This is a genomic window from Vibrio sp. QJM3NY_27, assembly GCF_057785955.1.
The window spans coordinates 1,164,567-1,184,896 of sequence record NZ_CM173511.1; the positions used below are offsets into that span (position 1 = coordinate 1,164,567).

General features: G+C 44.9%; 17 protein-coding genes. 12 read left to right on the plus strand and 5 right to left on the minus strand.

All coding sequences use genetic code 11. From position 1 onward, the window contains the following. The first annotated feature begins 164 nt into the window (after positions 1–164). The 3 genes from AC3CIA_RS05335 (at position 165) to AC3CIA_RS05345 (ending at position 3,467) form a co-directional block, all read left to right on the plus strand. Positions 165–1,019, plus strand: a complete 855-nt coding sequence (locus AC3CIA_RS05335) for a phosphotransferase (protein WP_488518653.1) — start codon at positions 165–167, stop codon at positions 1,017–1,019. Between the two features lie 108 nt (positions 1,020–1,127). Beyond that, a complete protein-coding gene (ycfP, locus tag AC3CIA_RS05340; RefSeq protein ID WP_065205567.1) occupies positions 1,128–1,667 on the plus strand; it encodes an alpha/beta hydrolase YcfP in 540 nt (179 codons plus the stop codon). Between the two features lie 510 nt (positions 1,668–2,177). Continuing rightward, positions 2,178–3,467 (plus strand): NAD(P)/FAD-dependent oxidoreductase, encoded by a 1,290-nt coding sequence (locus AC3CIA_RS05345; RefSeq protein ID WP_004736261.1) that lies wholly within the window; start codon positions 2,178–2,180, stop codon positions 3,465–3,467. Positions 3,468–3,577: 110 nt separating this feature from the next. On the opposite strand, the gene AC3CIA_RS05350 is transcribed toward AC3CIA_RS05345, so the two are convergent. The 4 genes from AC3CIA_RS05350 to AC3CIA_RS05365 all read right to left on the minus strand — a co-directional run bounded on the left by AC3CIA_RS05350 (position 3,578) and on the right by AC3CIA_RS05365 (position 9,132). Then, the gene (locus tag AC3CIA_RS05350) at positions 3,578–4,123 is read right to left on the minus strand and encodes a GNAT family N-acetyltransferase (protein WP_488518654.1); all 546 of its coding nucleotides are present in this window, start codon (positions 4,121–4,123) and stop codon (positions 3,578–3,580) included. A 140-nt stretch (positions 4,124–4,263) separates the two neighbouring features. Further along, positions 4,264–5,031 (minus strand): peptidoglycan binding protein CsiV, encoded by a 768-nt coding sequence (locus AC3CIA_RS05355; RefSeq protein ID WP_017086100.1) that lies wholly within the window; start codon positions 5,029–5,031, stop codon positions 4,264–4,266. Between the two features lie 63 nt (positions 5,032–5,094). After that, entirely contained in the window at positions 5,095–8,556 is a 3,462-nt protein-coding gene (mfd, locus tag AC3CIA_RS05360) for a transcription-repair coupling factor (RefSeq protein ID WP_488518655.1), read from the minus strand. A 6-nt stretch (positions 8,557–8,562) separates the two neighbouring features. Next, on the minus strand, positions 8,563–9,132 hold the full coding sequence (locus AC3CIA_RS05365) for a hypothetical protein (RefSeq protein WP_009847150.1): 570 nt from the start codon (positions 9,130–9,132) through the stop codon (positions 8,563–8,565). Positions 9,133–9,359: 227 nt separating this feature from the next. On the opposite strand from AC3CIA_RS05365, the gene lolC reads away from it, so the two are divergent. The 3 genes from lolC to lolE are packed head-to-tail and all read left to right on the plus strand — an operon-like array spanning position 9,360 to position 12,498. Further along, on the plus strand, positions 9,360–10,568 hold the full coding sequence (lolC, locus tag AC3CIA_RS05370) for a lipoprotein-releasing ABC transporter permease subunit LolC (protein ID WP_474355668.1): 1,209 nt from the start codon (positions 9,360–9,362) through the stop codon (positions 10,566–10,568). Further along, positions 10,561–11,253 (plus strand): lipoprotein-releasing ABC transporter ATP-binding protein LolD, encoded by a 693-nt coding sequence (gene lolD, locus AC3CIA_RS05375; protein ID WP_488518656.1) that lies wholly within the window; start codon positions 10,561–10,563, stop codon positions 11,251–11,253. Before lolC ends, lolD begins: the two co-directional genes overlap by 8 nt. Beyond that, entirely contained in the window at positions 11,254–12,498 is a 1,245-nt protein-coding gene (lolE, locus tag AC3CIA_RS05380) for a lipoprotein-releasing ABC transporter permease subunit LolE (RefSeq protein WP_488518657.1), read from the plus strand. It begins immediately after the preceding gene. A 213-nt stretch (positions 12,499–12,711) separates the two neighbouring features. Here the strand turns inward: lolE and AC3CIA_RS05385 are convergent, their stop codons facing one another. Next, the gene (locus tag AC3CIA_RS05385; protein WP_017078948.1) at positions 12,712–13,224 is read right to left on the minus strand and encodes a DUF2062 domain-containing protein; all 513 of its coding nucleotides are present in this window, start codon (positions 13,222–13,224) and stop codon (positions 12,712–12,714) included. Between the two features lie 17 nt (positions 13,225–13,241). On the opposite strand from AC3CIA_RS05385, the gene AC3CIA_RS05390 reads away from it, so the two are divergent. The 6 genes from AC3CIA_RS05390 (at position 13,242) to cmk (ending at position 20,250) form a co-directional block, all read left to right on the plus strand. Then, positions 13,242–15,569, plus strand: a complete 2,328-nt coding sequence (locus AC3CIA_RS05390) for a DNA internalization-related competence protein ComEC/Rec2 (protein ID WP_488518658.1) — start codon at positions 13,242–13,244, stop codon at positions 15,567–15,569. A 31-nt stretch (positions 15,570–15,600) separates the two neighbouring features. Then, positions 15,601–17,349, plus strand: a complete 1,749-nt coding sequence (gene msbA / locus AC3CIA_RS05395; protein WP_488518659.1) for a lipid A ABC transporter ATP-binding protein/permease MsbA — start codon at positions 15,601–15,603, stop codon at positions 17,347–17,349. 14 nt (positions 17,350–17,363) lie between these two features. Continuing rightward, positions 17,364–18,371: a tetraacyldisaccharide 4'-kinase gene (lpxK, locus tag AC3CIA_RS05400; RefSeq protein WP_065205559.1), complete on the plus strand. Its 1,008-nt coding sequence runs from the start codon at positions 17,364–17,366 to the stop codon at positions 18,369–18,371. Continuing rightward, positions 18,352–18,531 carry a Trm112 family protein gene (locus AC3CIA_RS05405; protein ID WP_004736429.1) on the plus strand — a complete coding sequence of 60 codons (180 nt, stop codon included), beginning with the start codon at positions 18,352–18,354 and terminating at the stop codon, positions 18,529–18,531. Before lpxK ends, AC3CIA_RS05405 begins: the two co-directional genes overlap by 20 nt. Further along, on the plus strand, positions 18,531–19,277 hold the full coding sequence (gene kdsB, locus AC3CIA_RS05410; RefSeq protein ID WP_488518660.1) for a 3-deoxy-manno-octulosonate cytidylyltransferase: 747 nt from the start codon (positions 18,531–18,533) through the stop codon (positions 19,275–19,277). Before AC3CIA_RS05405 ends, kdsB begins: the two co-directional genes overlap by 1 nt. Before the next feature lie 292 nt (positions 19,278–19,569). After that, on the plus strand, positions 19,570–20,250 hold the full coding sequence (gene cmk, locus AC3CIA_RS05415) for a (d)CMP kinase (RefSeq protein WP_017060237.1): 681 nt from the start codon (positions 19,570–19,572) through the stop codon (positions 20,248–20,250). Positions 20,251–20,330 lie beyond the last annotated feature (80 nt).

Here is a 20,330-nt window from a genome sequence, read left to right on the forward strand (position 1 = left end):
GTTTAGTCTTGGCAGTGCATAGCTTGGCCACACATAGCTTGGTTATACGCCAATGCAGTGCATGATGTGCTGCTTATGAAGAGACACTGGCTTTTGGTCAGTGTCTTTTTTGTAGGGAAATGAAGACGTTTATAGGACAGTTAAGACGTTTATAGGGAGTAAATATGGCAATTTTTTCTTGGTCTGAAGCCAAGCTTCTTGATACCAGTTTGAATTCGCTTGATGGATACTTTTCTGAGCCACCTGTTAGAGCGCAAACGCTGACCGGCGGTTTGACCAATCGATGTTGGAAGTTGGTTGATGCTGATGGTACTGCGTATGTTTGGCGGCCCATCACTTCCATCACCAAAGCCTTCTTCACCTCTCGTCATGAGGAGTATCAAGTGCTTTCCGCAATTGAGCGTCTAGGTATTGGACCAAGTCCAATAGTGGTCAATGAGCAAGGCTTATTGGTTGAATGGATTGCGGGTGAGACGCTTTACGAAGGCTTAGAGCTTGATGATTTGTTGAAGACTCTGATCTCGGTGCATTTGGTTAATACCGCGCGATTGCCGCTTCAACCGTTCAGTTTCACAGCGCGAGTCGATCATTACTGGCTGCAGCTTGATGCTGTTCATAAGACGGAAGCCTGCACTAAAATTTACCAAGAGTGGCGAGTAGCACCGAGTGTTACAAATGTTGACCTGTCTTTGTGCCATTTTGATTTAGGTGGTTATAACTTAGTGAGAAATAGCGATGGGATTAAGATTATTGATTGGGAATATGCAGCATTAGCAGACCCTAGACTTGATCTTACGCTGACCATTGCTGTTGCAGGATTACCAGTTGCTGAAGCCGTAAACAAGTACTGTCAGCTGCGAGGCATCCATGATGTCCAACCTTGGCTTGATGGGGTAGAAGCATGGTTACCAAGAAGCCAAATGATGGCGATGCTGTGGTATTTACTTGCTCATCAGCTCTGGGGAGATGAAAGTTATCTGCGTGAAGCAGAGGCGCTGAGTCACACTTTATGTAGCTAGGATCACGTTTAGGAAGTGAAAAATATAATTTCGTTCGTGTTCCCTTTAAAACCTTATTTTTCATGTTAGATTAATTAAAACGTACCAATATTCAACAAGGAGGTACTAATGATTATTTATCTACATGGCTTCGACTCAACTAGCCCGGGCAATCACGAAAAAATACTGCAGTTGCAATTCATTGATGATGACGTTCGTTTCATCAACTACAGTACTTTGCATCCAAAACACGATATGCAACATTTGCTAAAAGAAGTGCATAAAGTGATAGAGCAATCCGATGACCCGCATCCGATCATTTGTGGTGTAGGCTTAGGTGGTTTTTGGTCTGAGCGTATTGGTTTCTTATGTGGTATTAAGCAGGTGGTGTTCAACCCGAATCTGCACCCTGAGAACAACATGGTAGGTCGAATTGACCGTCCAGAAGAGTACGAAGACATCGCGACTAAGTGTGTTGCTCAATATCGTATGAAGAACAAAGGTCGCTGCTTAGTGGTGCTTTCTCGTGAAGATGAGATTCACGACAATACCAAAACAGCTGACGCGTTAGAAGATTATTATGATGTCATCTGGGACGAAAAAGAGAGTCATAAGTTCAAAAAAATCTCTCAGCACTTGCAGACAATGAAAGCGTTTAAAAACGCTTAATTATTCCAGTTATTTTATAAAAGCAGCACTCAATTGAGTGCTGCTTTTTTACATCTGAACTCAAGAGCCGAACATTAATCAAATGGTTGTAGCTATTTTTTCGAAGAGTTTGAGCATTTATAGATAAGTTTGCGCAAACGTTAACTAATTCGCCGCGAATCCTCATTGTGGGCAAGGATTTTTGTTGCGGTCATCTTTTTGCTATATATAATGTTCTCAAGCAAAATATTTTGATAAATATCAAGAAAAATTGAGAGCGAGTGATGAAACTTGCCCATTATTTGTGCTCTACCTCTCAGGTAGCCACCTTTTTTATCCAAGTGAGCAAAGCGGCAAGCCAATGTTTGTTGCTTGTAACCCCTCTAACTACTCGGTGAGCTGTCGTTATTCTTTTTCGCGGTAATCCAATTTGTATAGCCTTCGCATTCAAGGCCGAGTAGATACATAGAATTTATCGGTTGGAGTAATCGAGCCGAACCCCATTTATTCATTTTGTAGAGGATTGTCATTGTGACAAAAATTATCGTAGTAGGCGGTGGTGCTGGTGGTTTAGAACTAGCAACTAAGCTAGGCCGCACTTTAGGTCGTAAAAAGCGTGCCCAGATTACTCTGGTAGACCGTAAAGCAAGCCACCTATGGAAACCATTACTTCATGAAGTAGCAACGGGTTCATTGGACGAGGGTGTTGATGCGTTAAGCTACCGCGCACACGCAAAAAACCATTACTTCGATTTCCAAATGGGCAGCCTGAACGACATCGATCGTGAACGTAAAGTGATCGCTCTGAGCGAACTGAAAGATGATCACGGTGAACTGCTTATGCCAAGCCGTGAACTTGAATACGATATTCTTGTGATGGCGCTAGGTTCAACGTCAAATGACTTCAACACACCAGGCGTTCGCGACAACTGTATTTTCCTTGATAGTCCAGAGCAAGCGCACCGTTTTCGTACAGAAATGAACAACCAGTTCTTAAAGCTTCACGCTAAGAACGGCCAAGGCACAGTGGATATTGCTATTGTTGGTGCTGGCGCGACAGGCGTTGAGCTTTCTGCAGAACTGCACAACGCGGTTAAAGAGCTTCGTACTTATGGCTTTGGCGATCTAGATTCAAGCAAGCTGAACGTTAACCTTGTTGAAGCGGGTGAGCGTATTCTTCCTGCCCTACCTCCTCGTATTTCGAGCGCAGCGCACTCTGAGCTTACGAAGCTTGGTGTAACTGTGCGTACGACTACAATGGTTACACAAGCTGATGCTGACGGCCTAACGACTAAAGATGGTGAGAAGATCCCAGCACAAATCATGGTTTGGGCTGCAGGCATTAAAGCGCCAGATTTCATGAAAGATATCGGTGGTCTTGAGACGAACCGTATCAACCAGTTGGTTGTGAAAAATACGCTACAAACTACGCTTGATGACAACATCTTTGCTATTGGTGACTTAGCGCAATGTACGCAAGCAGATGGTTCATTCGTTCCACCACGTGCACAAGCGGCTCACCAGATGGCAAGTTGTGCGTTTAGCAATATCATTGCTAAGTTAAACGGCCGCGACCTGAAAGATTACATCTACAAAGATAAAGGCTCACTTGTTTCGCTAAGCCGATTTTCTACGGTAGGTAGCTTGATGGGTAACCTAACTAAAGGTTCGATGATGGTTGAGGGTCGTATTGCTCGTATCGTTTACATCTCTTTGTACCGTATGCATCAGATGGCGCTTCACGGACTAATTAAAACATCGCTGATGATGTTAGTTGGTCGTATTAACCGTGTACTTCGTCCAAACCTAAAGCTTCACTAATCAGGTAAGCCTTCTAAGGTCATTACGCTGATAATAAAAAAGAGCTCTTCGGAGCTCTTTTTTGATCGTGTCGACTGCGTGTTGTGACGGATTGTTACTTTATTAAGCTGTTAAGAGGTTGGAGGTAGCACGGAATAAACCACGCCATCTTTCGGCTTACCGTTAAAGATAAAGCGACTCTTAGCAATGGTTTCACGTTCAGCGCCACATTTCTCGATCAGCTTTTGGCTGGGTAGGTTCTCTGTATCGCATACAACCTCCAAACGCGTTAATTTGAGCAGTGCGAAGCAAAATTCAAATAAGGCAATCATCGCTTCCTTGGCTATCCCTTTTCTTTGAAATTCATCACCTACCCAATAACCTAAACTTGCCATGTTAAAGGTGTGGTAAAGCTCATTAATGGCCACCATACCGACTAACTTATCGCTTTTTCGCTCGAAGATACCAAAGCCAAACGCTTCGGCTTTAACCCAGTTTAAGCGAGTCGCCAGAATGAATTTCTCGGCCTCGATGATAGAAAACTCGCTATGACACCAGTCGAGCCATGGCAATAAACTCGGGGAGGACTTAACCAGCTGCGAAAATTCTTGAGCGTCTGAGGCTTCAATAATTTTGAGGCTGAGATTTTGTGTATTGATCTGAAAGTCAGGGCTCATAGGACGTACCAAGTAACGTGTAGATAAGGATAGTAAGTACCGCGTAATAAAACGCCCTCACAATGGAGGGCGTATTGAATGCATCAAGTTCGGTTCTATATAAGAATAGCTGAGTTACTGAGCTATTGTTATTAGGCTAATTATTGCGCCACACGTCGAACTTGAATCACCATACCAAGAAGCGGGTGATCAAGGTAGTGAGTCTCAGTACTGCGCATACGACGTTTTTGGTCCATGCGGTAGCTCTTAAGGAACTCTTCCACTTCAACCGTCGGAGAGATTTCAGTGAGGTTGCCCACTTGAACATTGCTTTCGGCGCCACTTACTGGTGAATCTAGCTCGATTTGTTGCTCTTGAAGAGTCACTTCACGAACGCTCGGCGCTTTTAAATCCAATGTTGTTTCAGCGTAGAGGTAATGCTGAACGTAGATTTGTAGCTTGCCGTCTAATTCGTATAGTGGCTTATCAATGGTCTCTTCTTTGAAGCCATCAGTATTTGCTGCAGTTACTGCACCTTTCTCTGAACCGTCAGCGTTGAAGTCTTTAGAGAAATCTTTACCTGCTTGAATGTGGAATACAGGTGCCGAGCTCTTACCTTGGTCGCCCTGACGCCAAGCGGTATGCATTAGCACTTCAAAACCAGCGTGTTTACGTAGCTTGTCTTTCTGAGGCGTTAACTTGTATTCCGAGTAAGGCAGCATTTGAACGCCTTTCTTTGCTCGGTATTGGGTATCTTGAAATGAACCAACGCGCTCAAGTGAAATCTTAGGCTGAGTGTTAGGCCAAGATTCATTCACTTTTTCTGCATCAACAGCACGCTTAAAAATGATCACTTCTATATCAAATTGTCTCTGCGCCAAACTTGGCAGTGAGACGAACAATAGTAGCAGTGGGATCAGTCTTTTCATTTTTACTCCGTCTTCCAGCCGATCTATCGGCTGGATAATTTATATGTGCAAGTGGATTGGCTCTTATGCTGAAGGCAGCAAGTTCTGTCTGAATTCGCCCAATAAATCACTAACAAATTGAATTCGTTTCCGTCTGTCGACCAATGGTATCGTAAACTTGAACTTTGTTGGTCCTTCCATTGAAAACTTTTGCGGTTGAGATTGCAACAGTTTAACAAGGTAGGCCGGGTTTATGTCAGCATCTGGGTAGAATTCTAAGAATCCACCTTTATCGTGAGCTTCAATTTTCTTCGCTTTGATTGACGCCGCGGCTAATTTTAGCTCAGAAACTGACAACAAGTTCTTGGTCGCATCAGGTAGAAGGCCGAAGCGATCAATCAGCTCGACTTTCAACTCGGCCAATTCGTCGGTGTCACTCACACTCGCAATACGTTTATAGGTAGACAAACGTGTATTGATGTCTGGGATGTAGTCTTCAGGCAACAGTGCCGGCAGGCGCATCTCAATTTCAGTTTGTTCACGCAGTAGGTCATCAAGCGAAGGTTCTCGACCTTCTTTCAATGCTTCAACAGCCTGCTCAAGCATCTCCATGTAAAGCGTAAAGCCTACCGATTGGATTTGACCACTCTGTTCATCACCGAGTAGTTCACCTGCACCACGAATCTCTAAGTCATGGGTTGCTAGCGTAAAGCCTGCACCTAAGTCTTCAAGGGAAGCAATGGCGTCTAATCGCTTGACGGCATCTTTGGTCATTGCTTTCGGGGGAGGTGTTAGCAAGTAGGCATAAGCTTGGTGGTGAGATCGACCCACACGCCCACGCAATTGGTGCAGTTGCGCTAAACCAAGGTTATCGGCTCTGTCCATTAATATGGTATTTGCTGTTGGTACGTCGATACCCGTTTCGATGATGGTGGTACACACTAGCAAGTTAAAACGCTGGTGATAGAAGTCATTCATGATGCGTTCTAGCTCTCGCTCTCGCATCTGACCATGGGCAACGGTTACACGCGCTTCTGGAATCAGTTTTTGCAGTGACTCAGCCGTCTTTTCAATCGTGTCGACTTGGTTGTGCAGGAAGTAAACTTGACCACCACGCATGATTTCACGCAGTACCGCTTCTCTGACTATTGCGTCATCACTCTCGCGAACAAAAGTCTTTATTGCTAAGCGTCGTGCGGGTGGTGTGGCGATGATGGAAAGATCTCGCATACCGCTCATTGCCATATTCAACGTTCTCGGAATCGGTGTCGCGGTTAGCGTGAGGATATCGACATCCGCGCGCATCGCCTTCACTTTCTCTTTTTGGCGCACACCGAAGCGGTGTTCTTCATCGACGACTAACAAGCCAAGGTCTTTAAACTTAAGGTCACTGGAAAGCAGCTTGTGAGTACCCACTAAGATATCGACCTTACCGTCGGCAACATCTTGCATGATCAATTTCTGTTCTTTAGCTGATTTAAATCGCGACAGAACTTCGACACGTATCGGTTGGTTCGCGAAACGGTCTCGGAAGTTTTCAAAGTGTTGCTGAGCAAGTAGCGTCGTTGGTACTAACACAGCCACTTGTTTGCTGTTGTCGGTACATACGAATGCCGCGCGCATCGCGACTTCGGTTTTACCAAAACCAACGTCACCACACACTAAGCGATCCATGGCTTTTGCTTGGCACATATCCGACATAACAGCATTGATGGCCATTGCTTGGTCATCCGTTTCTTCAAACGGGAAGCCAGACTTGAAGGTCGCGTATTGGCCACGATCGAGTACAAACTTGTAGCCCGGTTTTAGTTCACGCTTAGCGTAAACATCAAGCAGTTCGGCTGCAACGTCACGGACTTTCTCTGCGGCGCGCTTACGAGCTTTCTGCCATGCTTCACCGCCAAGTTTGTGTAGCGGTGCGGAATCTTCAGCGCCACCAGAGTAACGGCCGATTAAGTTCAGAGATGCAACGGGCACGTAGAGCTTGGCATCATTTTGATACTCAAGCGTTACGTATTCGGTTTTCATGCCACCGGCTTCTAGAGTTTGCAGGCCGATGTAGCGACCAATACCGTGGTCTATGTGAACAACAGGTTGACCCGGTTTAAGTTCGGCTAAGTGACGAATGACAGTGTCGCTGTTAACGCTTTTCTTGTCTTTCTTACGACGTTGTACAACGCGATCACCTAACAGGTCGCTTTCACAGACAAGGGCGATGTTTTGCTCTTCGTGGATAAAACCATGCTCAGCCGAACCTAGGATCAGGCTGAATTTATCTTTACCTTTAATCGCCGCGTCGAGGTTTTCAACTTCGCTTGGACGAACTTTGATGCCTCGAAGCAATTCACTCAATGCTTCACGGCGGCCTTCAGATTCAACCGAAAAGACCACTTTGCCGTCGAAGGCTTCAGTGAACTTTCTTAGGTTAGACAAAGGTTCTTTATTCTGATGTTGAACGCTGAGATCCGGCAGAGACACAACCGGAAGGTTGATACGGCCAGCTTTTTCTTCAATTGAATCTAAGCTCAGATTGACCTGTGGCTTTTGTTTGAAATGTGCGAACAGTTCGTCTTTTTGTAGCCAAAGTTGTTCAGGTTTCAGCAGTGGTCGTAACGGGTCAACACCGCGTTGTTCGTATCGATGAGCAACGTCCGTTAGGAATGAATCTACCGCAGTCTCGACATCACCTAGAACGAGGATTTGCGCTTCATCGGCAACATAATCAAACAAGGTTTCAGTATGGTCGAAGAACAGCGGCTGCCAGTATTCAATACCTGCGGGCCAAGTGCCTTTTGAAACCTGCATATAAACCGATTCTGGTTCACGGCGCGCATCGAATTGCTGACGCCAGCGAATACGGAAATCTTCGATTGCGCTTTCTGAGGTTGGAAACTCATGAGCTGGCAGCAAACGGATCTCAGAGATGTCTTCGATAGAGCGCTGATTTTCAGGATCGAAAGTACGAATGGTGTCGATCTCGTCATCGAAGAAGTCGATACGATACGGGTCTTTGCTGCCCATTGGGAATAAATCGAGAATTGAACCTCGGCTCGCATACTCACCCGGGCCAAACACTTGGTCTACGTAACGATAGCCAGACTTTTCAAGTTGAAGACGCAGCTTCTCAAGCGAGTACAGATCACCCGTTTTCACCATTAAGGTGTGCTGCAACAAGAAGTCACGTGGCGACTGACGTTGTAGTAGCGTGCTTATCGGAACGATCGTGATGCCATCTTTTAACGTTGGCAATGCATAAAGGCGAGCGATACGGTCAGAAATGATCTCTTGGTGCGGTGAGAAGCTGTCGTATGGCAGAGTCTCCCAATCAGGGAATAGTGCCACTTCATGTGACGTAAACTGTTCAATTTCTGATTGAAGCTTGAGTGCGATTTGAGGATCGGGCACTGCAAGTAAAGTATGGCTGTTATGCTGCTCCGCAAGTCTAGCGATAGCAAGCGCGAGAGATGAACCAACTAGGTTACCGATGTGTTTTTTATCACCGGCACCTTTGAGCTTAGGTAGTGTAAAAATGGATTGTTTTGTCATGTCTATTTACTTGTTATCTCGTTCTAGAGAGCGTTGACGTAAGAGTTTTTGTTGTTGATGAAGTGCAGCCTTGATCAGCAAGTCTTGGTCAGTATCACGAAGATGAGCGTATTTGAATTTGATTTCGAAGCCTGAATCTTTTGGTTCGCTAGCGAAGACTTCTGCGTAGCAATAAATAGCGGCGGCTGGGTGCTCGATAAAGAGCTTAGCTTTAACTAAGCGACCCGCTTCGATATCTGTTTTGGAAAAACAAGAGAACTGACTCGCGCCAAATGAATACGTGTGGGTACGAAATTGTTCATCATCTTGTTGCGATAACATAAAGCTCAACAAGAGGTTTAATTTAGAGTTCTGTGCATCCAATAAACTGATGACATTCTTCAAGTCGCTGTTTTTCAGTTCGTTGCGAGCACTGTCGGCTAATAGGTCCAATTGGCTAAACTCACTTGCCACAACAAAAGGGGCAGGGATCTCCGATTCGAATTGAATCTGAGAAGGTAAAGCGAAGTTACTGTCCATTGGCTCAATATTAGCGGTAAGGCTGTGGTGAACGGTGAAAAACTCTTGTTCTGTCATGCGTTAGTTCCTTGAAGTGATCTATTGATTATCGCTATGTGGCCGCAGTAATCAAGGTCAGTTAATTGAAAGTCTCAAATAGTTGTTTGAAAGTTGGCTATTTGACAAGGTTCTGTTTTTCAAGCCTAACTAATTGAGTTAATTCACTCTATATTTTCAATTAACCCCTACACAGTAACGGCAATACCCGTTACATTAACCCGCATCTCCTTTAGATGGTTCAAAGTATGTTTCATCCTATTTCATTGTTTGTTGGCCTACGTTATTTGAAAGGTCGTTCAGGTGATCGCTTTAGCCGTTTTGTTTCTTATATGTCGACGGCAGGTATCACCATTGGTGTGCTGTCTTTGGTTACTGTTTTATCGGTAATGAATGGATTCGAAGCGCAGTTAAAAGACCGGATTCTCGGTGTCCTTCCTCAAGCGGTGGTTTATGAGCAAGGCGGTATCACCTCTCTTTCTGCTCAAGCGCCTAATTTTGCAGAGCAAATGTCGCTCAATGGTCACGTTGAACCTATTGTTCGCAGCGAAGCGGTAATTCAAAGTCCTGCTCAGTTATCTGCAGGTCTGTTGATCGGCATTGAACCTAATTCAGATGACCCTCTTCAGAACCACTTGATTGCGGGTAGATTGTCTTCACTTAAAGCGGGTCAGTATCAGCTATTTCTTGGCCATACCTTGGCAAGAAATTTGAAGGTATCTATGGGTGACAAAGTTCGCCTGATGGTCACCAGTGCCAGCCAATACACACCGCTCGGACGTATTCCTAGCCAACGAAATTTCACTGTAGCCGGCATCTTCAATACAGGTTCTGATATTGATGCTCAACTGATGGTGACAGACATTAAAGATGCTGGGCGTTTGATGCGCTATAAATCAGATACCATTTCAGGCTGGCGCTTGTTCTTTGAAGACCCGTTTGAAGTGGCGAAACTGTCTAATCAACCGTTACCTGAAGGTTGGTTGTGGAGTGATTGGCGAGACCAACGTGGTGAACTATTCCAGGCCGTTCGAATGGAAAAAAACATGATGGGCTTAATGCTTGGGCTGATCATCGGTGTTGCAGCTTTCAATATTATTTCGGCACTTATCATGGTGGTGATGGAGAAGCAGTCTGAAGTGGCTATTCTTAAAACCCAAGGCATGACCGATGGTCAAGTTATGGGGATATTCATGGTTCAAGGCGCAAGTAGCGGCGTGATTGGTGCCCTATCAGGTGGCGTGTTAGGCGTTGCTCTAGCGATGAACCTCAATACTATTTTAGAGGCTATGGGTGTTGCTCTGTTTTCATTTGGTGGACAGTTGCCAATTTTAATTAACCCAATTCAAATCGCCGTTGTTGTGGTTCTGGCTATTGCACTTAGCTTGATTGCCACTGTATTCCCATCTTATCGTGCATCGTCTGTGAAACCTGCTGAGGCCCTTCGTTATGAGTAATTTTCTTCAATGTAATGATATCCGTAAAACGTACCGTGAAGGCTCGTTAGATACTGAGGTTCTCAAGGGAGTCAGCTTTGAAATCGAAAAGGGTGAGCTAGTCGCTATCATTGGTACCTCTGGTTCCGGTAAGAGTACGTTATTGCATATTTTAGGGGCATTGGATGATGCGTCTGACGGCAGCGTGAGCTTTCTCGGACAAGACTTAGCATCTTTGAGCTCAAATAAGCAGGCGAAGCTTCGCAACCAGCATCTTGGCTTTGTTTATCAATTCCATCATCTTCTTTCGGACTTTTCAGCGTTAGAAAACGTGTCAATGCCGCTGCTGATTGGTGGTGAAAAGCCAGCTAAAGCAAAAGAAGAGGCGCAACGTCTGTTGGATAAAGTTGGATTGAGTCATCGTGTTGACCACCGACCCTCAGAGCTTTCTGGTGGTGAGAGGCAACGTGTGGCGATTGCTCGAGCTTTAGTGAATAAACCTGCTTTGGTGTTGGCGGATGAGCCTACCGGCAACCTTGATCACAACACAGCACTTTCTATTTACGACTTAATGCGTGAACTAAACCGCGAGTACGACACGGCCTTTTTGGTAGTAACTCATGATGGTGAACTTGCAGGTAAGATGGATCGCCAACTTCACATGCAAGATGGGTTATTGGTCAACGTAGAAAAAGAGGAGAGCTAAGTGTTTTCTTCTTTATCTCTATTGATAGGTGGCCGATTTAGCCGAGCGAAACAACGAGACAAAATGGTGTCGTTCATCTCTTTGTCTTCGACGATCGGTATTGCCGTTGGTGTGGCCGTGATCATTATCGGTTTGTCTGCAATGAATGGCTTTGAGCGAGAGCTTGAGTCGCGTGTACTTTCCGTTATTCCACATGGTGAATTCGAGGGTGTAAATGAACCAGTGGCTCGCTGGGAGCACGTGATTGAGCAGTCGGTGAAAAATGATAAAGTTGTAGCTGCAGCACCCTATGTAAAAATTACCGCGCTTGCTGAAAAGGGCAAAGAACTCAAAGCAATTGAAGTTCGCGGTGTTGATCCACAACTTGAACAACAGGTATCAAGCCTATCGAAATTTATCGATAAACAAGCTTGGAGTGAGTTTAAAGCAGGGCAACAACAGATCATTTTGGGTTCTGGTGTGGCGAATGTGCTTGGCGCGAAAGTCGGTGACTATCTGACTTTGATGATTCCCACTGTTAATGGTTCAGTGAAGGTGCAAGCACCGAAGCGTGTACGCGTTAAAGTGGTCGGTTTGTTGACGCTTAATGGCCAGATAGACCACAGCTTGGCGCTAATCCCGATTGGCGATGCTCAAGCTTATGCAAACCTAGGCGAGGCAGTAACTGGAGTTTCTTTAAAAGTGACCGATGTGCTGAACGCGAACTCTATTGTGCGTGAAGTGGGTAACCAGCTTGATGTGTATGTGTATCTACGAAGCTGGCAACAGAAGTTTGGCTTCTTGTACCGAGATATTCAGTTGGTTCGCACCATTATGTATCTGGTGATGGTACTGGTTATTGGTGTTGCTTGTTTCAATATTGTCTCGACCTTAATGATGGCAGTAAAAGACAGAGCATCGGAGATCGCGATCTTAAGAACCATGGGCGCATCAGACGGCCTTGTTAAACGCATCTTTGTTTGGCAGGGCGTATTCTCGGGTGTGTTAGGCAGCTTAGTCGGGAGTGCGATAGGTGTCTTGGTGGCGCTTAATCTCACTACGCTTATCAAAGGGCTCGAAAAGTTGGTCGATCACCAGTTTTTGTCCGGTGATATCTACTTTGTCGACTTCTTGCCATCACAACTTGATATGACGGATGTTGTTGTGGTTTCCGGTACCGCGATTGTGTTGAGCTTACTGGCTACATGGTATCCAGCCTCACGAGCGGCTAAGCTAAACCCAGCCTCGGTGCTTAGCTCGAAGTAATACGCTAAGTAAACGTCACGTTGCGCGATAGACTAACGGCATAAACAAAAAAGGATCCCTGATGGGATCCTTTTTTATTGAATTCAATTCGTGTTATTTACGACTTTCGTTACATGTCAATCTTGCAGAGTTCAGTGGTTCATCTGACTTTAACTTATGTGCATTTTAAGAGAAGCGCATACAAGGATAGATTGAATAACAAGGAACGGTCGTTCAGTACCTTGCTTGTCGCTTCTTCCAGCTTCTTACTACTGAGTAACGCCATAACCCGCGAATACCAAAGTAGCCAACCATTGCAGATACCACACCACAAATCAGACAACCCAGCAAGAACGGAGGTCCTATGGTGCTCATTTGCGCCAAGATGAAATCCCAAGACAGTTCGAAATGAAAGGCTTGAGGCGGCACATGCATCACAAACGCGCCTACTTTATAAGCAAAGTAGAACAGCACTGGCATAGTCACAGGATTACTGATCCAAACCAATGCGACAGACAGTGGTAGGTTAACACCACATGCGACCGCAAGGCCTGCAGACATAATCATTTGACTTGGTAAAGGGACAAACGCCATGAATAACCCAACAGCGAACGCACCAGCCGCAGAGCGACGATTAAGGCACCATAAGTTGGGGTTGTACAAAACATTGCCAAAAACTTTCAATGCTTTCTGACGCTTGATTAGCTCATGGTCAGGCATAAATCGTTTGATAAACTTTCTTGGCATAGGAGGAAGCTACTCTCTTGTTTAACACTTGGTTCTTGATTTCATTTGCTGCGACAGTTGTGTCTGCCAGCTTCTGGCCTGTGATGCCACATTGGGTTTGGGCACCATTGATGCTGTTGTTACTGCTAGCATCAACAAAGTATAGCGTTTTCCGGAGTGCAAGAGGTCTAGCAACAGCATTGATACTAGTTATCTGCCTAGGGAATGCGATTGAAATACAAACGAGTCGCTTATTCCAATCAGGGCAGAATACTACCATAAATGCTTCGGTTGTTAGCCTTTTTAGTGAAAATAGCCACGGTTTTGAAAGCGTAATAGTAGCCAGATCAATTGGCGGCGAAAAATTAATCTTTCCCCAATTGATAAAATTGCGTTTGTTTACTCCTTTTAAGTTGACGCTCGGGGATGATGTCTATTTATCTGTCTCAATAAAACCAGTGTGGGGTAAACTTAATGAAGCAGGCTTTGATCTAGAAAAGTATTTGTTTAGCACCGGTGTGGTTGCCAATGCAACTTACAGGGCCGATACCAAATATCGAATTCACACCAATACCAACATGCGGTCTCATTGGTTTGAAAACCGTCTTGAAAGGTTAAGTGAGTTAGCAAATCAAGACCTCATTATGGCTTTGAGTTTTGGTTATCGAGACCTTATCCATCCTCAGCGTTGGGATTTGCTTAAAAGTAGTGGTTTGATTCATTTGATGGCTATCTCGGGGCTACATATTGGGATTGCCTTTGGTATTGGCTATCAGGCAGGAAAGATATTCAGGTTACTCTCAGCTTCATTTCTTTGGTTTCCCACAATATTCGGGCTTGGCTTAGCCTATTTCTATAGTTGGTTTGCTGGATTCACGCTGCCAACCTTGAGAGCTTTAGTGATGTGTATTATCGCGAGCTATTTCTTGTGGCGTGGGCAAAATATCAGTGTGCTTCGGTATGTCGTCTTAAGCCTGTGCGTGGTTCTGCTGATTTGGCCGTTTTCAGCATTGTCGAGTAGCTTTTGGCTATCCTTTGGTGCGTTGGGTGCCGTTATTTATATCGCCTTGAATAGTCGGTCATCATCTTCAAATGCCACTTTTATCGATCGAGGGCTGCAGCTCATCAAGATTCAGCTGATGCTGACATTTCTTATTGCTCCCTTTTCGATACTGTTTTTCAAAGGGGTGAGTCTAGTCTCTGTTCTCTACAACTTACTCCTTTTGCCTTGGGTATCAATGGTGACGATCCCGCTACTGTTTCTTGCGATGTTACTTAGCTTAATATTGGAGTCAGTGCCGGAGGTGATTAGTTTAACAGCGTTAAGTAATGGTTTTTCTGAACAGCTATGGATGTTGGTCGACTTGTCGCTTGATCCTCTCGTATTTAGCCTTCCTTTCTCTGAACGATTTTGGATTCAAGTTGATAATCACAGTATGGTGTTGTCTGTATTCCTCATCTTATTTTTCGGGTTCGTCAGTCGATATCTCAAACGAACACTATCAATATTGGTCATTGCAGTGTTTGTATTGTGGTGGGAGTTCGGTAAGCAGCAAAACAAATTAACAATCGATATCTTGGATGTAGGGCATGGGTTGTCTTTAGTTTTGGAAAAGAACAATCAGGTCGTTGTTTACGATCTCGGCAACGCGTGGCAGGGAGGTTCGATTGTTGAATCCTTGCTGATTCCCTCCTTGAATCAGAGAGGAGTTCATGAGGTGGAAGGTGTGATAGTGAGTCATTTCGATTCTGACCATGCTGGTGGCTATCCGGCGTTACTTGAAAACTACAATCCTAAGTGGATAAGAGCCAGTCAGAACATCAATCAACAAACAAAATCTACTGTTCAAGTTCAGTCGAATATCCAAACATGTACTTTTGGAGAGGCGTGGAACTGGCAGGATCTAGAGTTTGAGATTTTATGGCCACCTCAAAGAGTAAAGAGGGCGTACAACCCACATTCGTGTGTGGTCAGGATTTTTGAGCCCAATTCTGAGTTCTCGATGTTGCTAACTGGTGATATTGAACGGGTAAGTGAGTGGCTACTTGCTCGTGAAGGTCAGCGGCTCAAGAGCGACGTGATGCTTGTCCCGCATCATGGTAGTAATTCGTCGTCGATTAAGCCGTTTATTGAGGCAGTTTCACCTCAGCTAGCAATTGCTTCTTTGGCCAAAGGTAATCAGTGGGGAATGCCAAGCAAATCTGTGATTGAACGTTATCATGAAACGGGTAGTGCTTGGCTTGATACCGGAGAAAGCGGACAAATAACCATCACTATCAGCAAGGAAGGTTGGAAATATCATACGATTAGAGAACAACAAGGCAGGCAGTGGTATAGGCAGATGCTTCGTAAGGGAGTAGAATAGATAGATTATTGTGAGAAAATTAAGCGATTCTATGTCAACACAAACAGATGAAACTACCTGGGTCACATTTAAAAGACTTTGGACTTATATTCGACTGTATAAGGCCGGCCTTGGTGTTGCGGTTATTGCGCTTATTATAAATGCCGTCTCTGATACCTATATGATTTCTTTACTGAAGCCTCTACTTGATGAAGGCTTTGGTAACGCTGAATCAGACTTCTTACGCACGCTCCCTATTATTATCTTTGCCATGATGTTCATTCGTGGTGTGAGTGGCTTCGTTTCAACCTATTGCTTAAGCTGGGTCTCTGGCAATGTGGTGATGGAGATTCGTCGTAAAATATTCAGTCACTTTATGCACATGCCAGTTTCTTTCTTTGATAAAGAGCAGACGGGCGCACTGCTATCTCGAATTACTTACGATTCAGAACAAGTATCTGCTGCGACCAGTAAAGCTTTGGTGAGTATCGTGCGTGAAGGCGCCAGCATCATTGGTTTGCTGACGCTGATGTTCTGGAATAGCTGGCAGTTATCTTTAGTTCTATTTGCTGTCGCTCCTTTTGTTGCTTGGGCAATTAGTATTGTATCAAAGCGATTCAGAAAAATTTCTAAGAACATGCAAACCAGCATGGGACATGTTGCTTCTTCAGCAGAACAAATGCTGAAAGGTCATAAAGTGGTTCTAACTTACGGTGGTCAAGAGCTAGAAAGAGGCCGTTTTGATACGGTTAGCAACCAGATGCGCCAACAAAGTATGAAGCTGGTGACGGCTCAAGCGGCTGCAAACCCGATTATTCAGATGATTGCCTCTATCGCGATTGTTGTTGTTCTTTATCTCGCGAGTGTTGATTCAATTAAAGCTGAGCTAACAGCAGGTACGTTTACCGTTGTGTTCTCCGCGATGTTTGGCTTACTACGCCCCCTGAAAGCCTTAACCAATGTAACGTCTGAATTCCAACGCGGTATGGCAGCGAGTACGACCCTATTTGGTTTGATGGATCTAGATACGGAACAAAATAAAGGTACGTTGAAGCCTGAAACCGTAGCGGGTGAAGTCGAAGTAAAAGATGTGACATTTACTTACCAAGGTGCTGAGAAACCAGCGCTTGATAAGGTCAGCTTTAATATACCGAAAGGCAAGACCGTTGCACTTGTCGGCCGATCAGGTTCGGGCAAGAGTACTATTGCGAACCTGTTTACTCGTTTTTATGATGTAGACTCAGGCTCTATCGAACTTGATGGCCACGACATTCGTGATTACGAATTGAAGAACCTACGTGAGCACTTTGCGCTTGTTTCTCAAAATGTACACCTGTTTAACGATACGGTAGCCAACAACATTGCTTACGCAGCAGAAGCTAAATATTCTCGCGAACAGATCGAACACGCGGCTAAGCTTGCTCATGCTACTGAATTTATCGAAGGCATGGAAAACGGCATTGATACGATTGTTGGTGAGAATGGGGCAAGCCTATCTGGCGGCCAAAGACAACGTATCGCTATTGCAAGAGCGTTGTTAAGAGAGGCTCCAGTATTGATTCTTGATGAAGCTACATCGGCTTTGGATACTGAATCAGAGAGAGCGATCCAATCTGCGTTAGAAGAGTTGCAAAAGGACAAGACAGTATTGGTTATCGCACACCGACTCTCTACTATTGAACAAGCCGATGAGATCTTAGTGGTTGATGATGGTCATATTGTAGAAAGAGGTGCACACGCGGAGCTAATTGCGCATGATGGCGCTTATGCGCAACTACACCGAATTCAGTTCAGCGGATAAGATTAGGTCTTGTTGTGATCGAAAAGATTTGGTTTAACAATCATCCGTTAAAATACCTTCTTTGGCCGCTACTGTGGCCATTGAGTCTGCTTTTCAAAATGATCAGCGGTCAACGACGTGACGCCTATCTATCCGGTAAAAAAGAGACCTACCGTCCGCCCTTACCAGTAATTGTTGTTGGTAATATTACCGCTGGTGGCAATGGTAAAACACCGGTTGTGATTTGGTTAGTTGAGGTGCTTCAAGCTAACGGCTTTAAACCTGGAGTGGTTTCTCGAGGTTATGGGGCAAAAGCGCCAAGCTACCCGTTAGTATTGGATGAAAACACGCCTGCTGAACACTCTGGCGATGAACCTCGTTTAATCAGAAAGCGAACGGGTGCGCCTGTCGCAGTCGATCCTGTGCGTGCAAACGCGGTGAAAGCTTTATTGAACGAAGGTGTTAATGTCATTATCACTGATGACGGCCTTCAGCATTATGCACTTGAACGCGATATTGAGTTTGCGGTTATCGATGGTGCGAGACGCTTTGGTAGTGAATGCCTCATTCCTTTGGGTCCATTAAGAGAGCCTGTATCTCGTTTAGATGACGTAGACTTTTTGGTTAACAATGGCGGTGAAGTGCAGGGGCGGGAATTCTCTATGTCTTTGCGACCAAGCCAAGCCGTTAACCTAAAGACTGGTCAGAAAATATCGGTAGCAGAACTACAGAAGTTGGTCGCTTTTGCTGGTATTGGTCATCCGCCACGCTTTTTTAAAACATTGGAAGATCTTGATGGTGATGTGGTTTTCACACAGGGCTTCGCCGACCATCAAGATTTCGATAAAGATGAACTTTATGCCTTAGCAAAGAAAGGTATGAATATGATTATGACAGAAAAAGACGCTGTAAAATGCGAAGAATATGCTCAAGACAACTGGTGGTATCTTCCGGTATCTGCGCAGTTCGATGAAGATTCGCAACAGCAAATTTTAAAAAGAATAAAAGAGGTTATGGAATACTATGGATCACCGTCTGCTTGAGATCGTTGCTTGCCCTGTATGTAAAGGTAAACTAACTTTTGACAAGGATAAGCAAGAGCTTGTTTGTAAAATTGATCGCCTTGCTTACCCAATTAAAGAGGGTATTCCTGTTCTTTTAGAACCTGAAGCTCGCACCGTTTCAATGGATGAGGGTAAGTAATGTCTTATACGGTTGTTATACCTGCGAGATACCAATCGAGCCGTTTACCTGGGAAGCCGCTTGCTGACATTGGTGGAAAGCCGATGATTCAATGGGTATACGAACAGTCAATGAAAGCGGGTGCCGATAACGTTATTATCGCTACCGATGACGCTCGAGTTGAAAAAGCGGCTAAAGCATTTGGCGCGACCGTTTGTATGACATCACCGAATCATGAATCAGGTACTGAACGCCTAGCTGAAGTGATTGAAGTTATGAAGATTCCTGATGATCATATTATCGTGAATGTTCAAGGTGATGAGCCACTTATTCCACCTGCGATCATTAATCAGGTTGCTAACAATCTTGCGAACAGTACAGCTCCGATGGCAACACTCGGTGTGGAAATAACTCATGCTGATGAAGTGTTTAATCCTAACGCTGTAAAAGTTGTGATGGACAAAGATGGGTATGCCCTGTACTTTAGCCGAGCTACTATTCCTTGGGATCGCGATGCTTACGCGAACAACGGTACAGCAGCGGAATCTCCACTGCTTCGTCACATTGGCATCTACGCTTACCGTGCGGGTTTTATCAATACCTACATCAATTGGGAACCAAGTACACTTGAGCGTATTGAGTGCCTAGAGCAGTTACGTGTACTTTGGTATGGTGAAAAAATCCATGTGGCAGTTGCAGAAGAGGCGCCTGCTGCTGGTGTTGATACGCCTGAAGACCTAGAAGCGGTTCGAGCTATTATTGGCTAAGCTTCTTGGAGCTACTTCTTCTTTGCTCTACAAAATGCAAATTCATGAGCCTTGCTAGTTGCAAGGCTTTTTTCTATCTATCGAAAAGTGCGCTATCGAAAAGCGCGTGCGTGTCTTATTGACCTAAGCAAACGGATATTGGGCTGGTTGCATTGGTTTATGCATCATCAACTCGGAATTATCTGAGATTTACCTCGCTCGACTTCCAATTCTTCTCTATAATATGCCGCCTATAAAGTAGTGGCGAATCGCTAGTACAGAATAAAACTTACGACAAAACGTGGAGTAAAAGATGCCTTCTCAAAGCCCAGTGATTACGGTTGATGGACCAAGTGGTGCAGGTAAAGGTACCCTGTGTATGTTGCTAGCAGATAAGCTAGGCTTTCATCTTCTAGACTCAGGCGCGATCTATCGCGTATTGGCTTTAGCGGCAATTCACCATGGTGTGGATACTGAATCAGAAGATGCTTTAGTACCGCTTGCGACACACTTAGACGTGCAGTTTATTGCTGAAGGCGACTTAGTTAAGGTTATCCTAGAAGGTGAAGATGTGTCTGGTGAACTTCGCAAAGAAGAAACTGGCATGGCAGCTTCAAAAGTAGCAGCTTTACCTCGCGTTCGTGAAGCACTGCTTCGTCGTCAACGCGCATTCAGCGCGGCACCTGGTTTGGTTGCTGATGGCCGTGACATGGGAACGGTTGTGTTTCCTGAAGCTGAAGCGAAAATATTTTTAGATGCAAGTGCTGAAGAGCGTGCGAGTCGCCGCCTTAAACAGTTGCAACAGAAGGGGTTAGATGTTAAATTTGACGACCTTTTGAGCGAGATCCAAGAGCGAGACGACCGAGATCGTAATCGCCCAGTGGCGCCACTTCGCCCTGCAGAGGATGCTCTAGTGCTTGATTCCACCTCAATGAATATTGAGCAGGTAGTAGAAAAAGCACTACACTATATTGAATCGAAACTGGCTGGGTAATTTCGCCGAGCTAGTACGAACGTTGGTCGCAAGGATGATGACCGGCGAATTTATCAACCCCATGCGGTAGGATACCCATG

Excerpts from the sequence above, each read along its gene's own strand:
- cmk (WP_017060237.1), top strand. The coding sequence starts at position 19,570 with ATGCCTTCTCAAAGCCCAGTGATTACGGTTGATGGACCAAGTGGTGCA.
- AC3CIA_RS05405 (WP_004736429.1), top strand. The coding sequence starts at position 18,352 with ATGGATCACCGTCTGCTTGAGATCGTTGCTTGCCCTGTATGTAAAGGT.
- kdsB (WP_488518660.1), top strand. The coding sequence starts at position 18,531 with ATGTCTTATACGGTTGTTATACCTGCGAGATACCAATCGAGCCGTTTA.
- ycfP (WP_065205567.1), top strand. The coding sequence starts at position 1,128 with ATGATTATTTATCTACATGGCTTCGACTCAACTAGCCCGGGCAATCAC.
- AC3CIA_RS05350 (WP_488518654.1), bottom strand. The coding sequence starts at position 4,123 with ATGAGCCCTGACTTTCAGATCAATACACAAAATCTCAGCCTCAAAATT.
- msbA (WP_488518659.1), top strand. The coding sequence starts at position 15,601 with ATGTCAACACAAACAGATGAAACTACCTGGGTCACATTTAAAAGACTT.
- AC3CIA_RS05335 (WP_488518653.1), top strand. The coding sequence starts at position 165 with ATGGCAATTTTTTCTTGGTCTGAAGCCAAGCTTCTTGATACCAGTTTG.
- AC3CIA_RS05355 (WP_017086100.1), bottom strand. The coding sequence starts at position 5,031 with ATGAAAAGACTGATCCCACTGCTACTATTGTTCGTCTCACTGCCAAGT.
- lolD (WP_488518656.1), top strand. The coding sequence starts at position 10,561 with ATGAGTAATTTTCTTCAATGTAATGATATCCGTAAAACGTACCGTGAA.
- lolC (WP_474355668.1), top strand. The coding sequence starts at position 9,360 with ATGTTTCATCCTATTTCATTGTTTGTTGGCCTACGTTATTTGAAAGGT.
- AC3CIA_RS05365 (WP_009847150.1), bottom strand. The coding sequence starts at position 9,132 with ATGACAGAACAAGAGTTTTTCACCGTTCACCACAGCCTTACCGCTAAT.
- mfd (WP_488518655.1), bottom strand. The coding sequence starts at position 8,556 with ATGACAAAACAATCCATTTTTACACTACCTAAGCTCAAAGGTGCCGGT.
- AC3CIA_RS05385 (WP_017078948.1), bottom strand. The coding sequence starts at position 13,224 with ATGCCAAGAAAGTTTATCAAACGATTTATGCCTGACCATGAGCTAATC.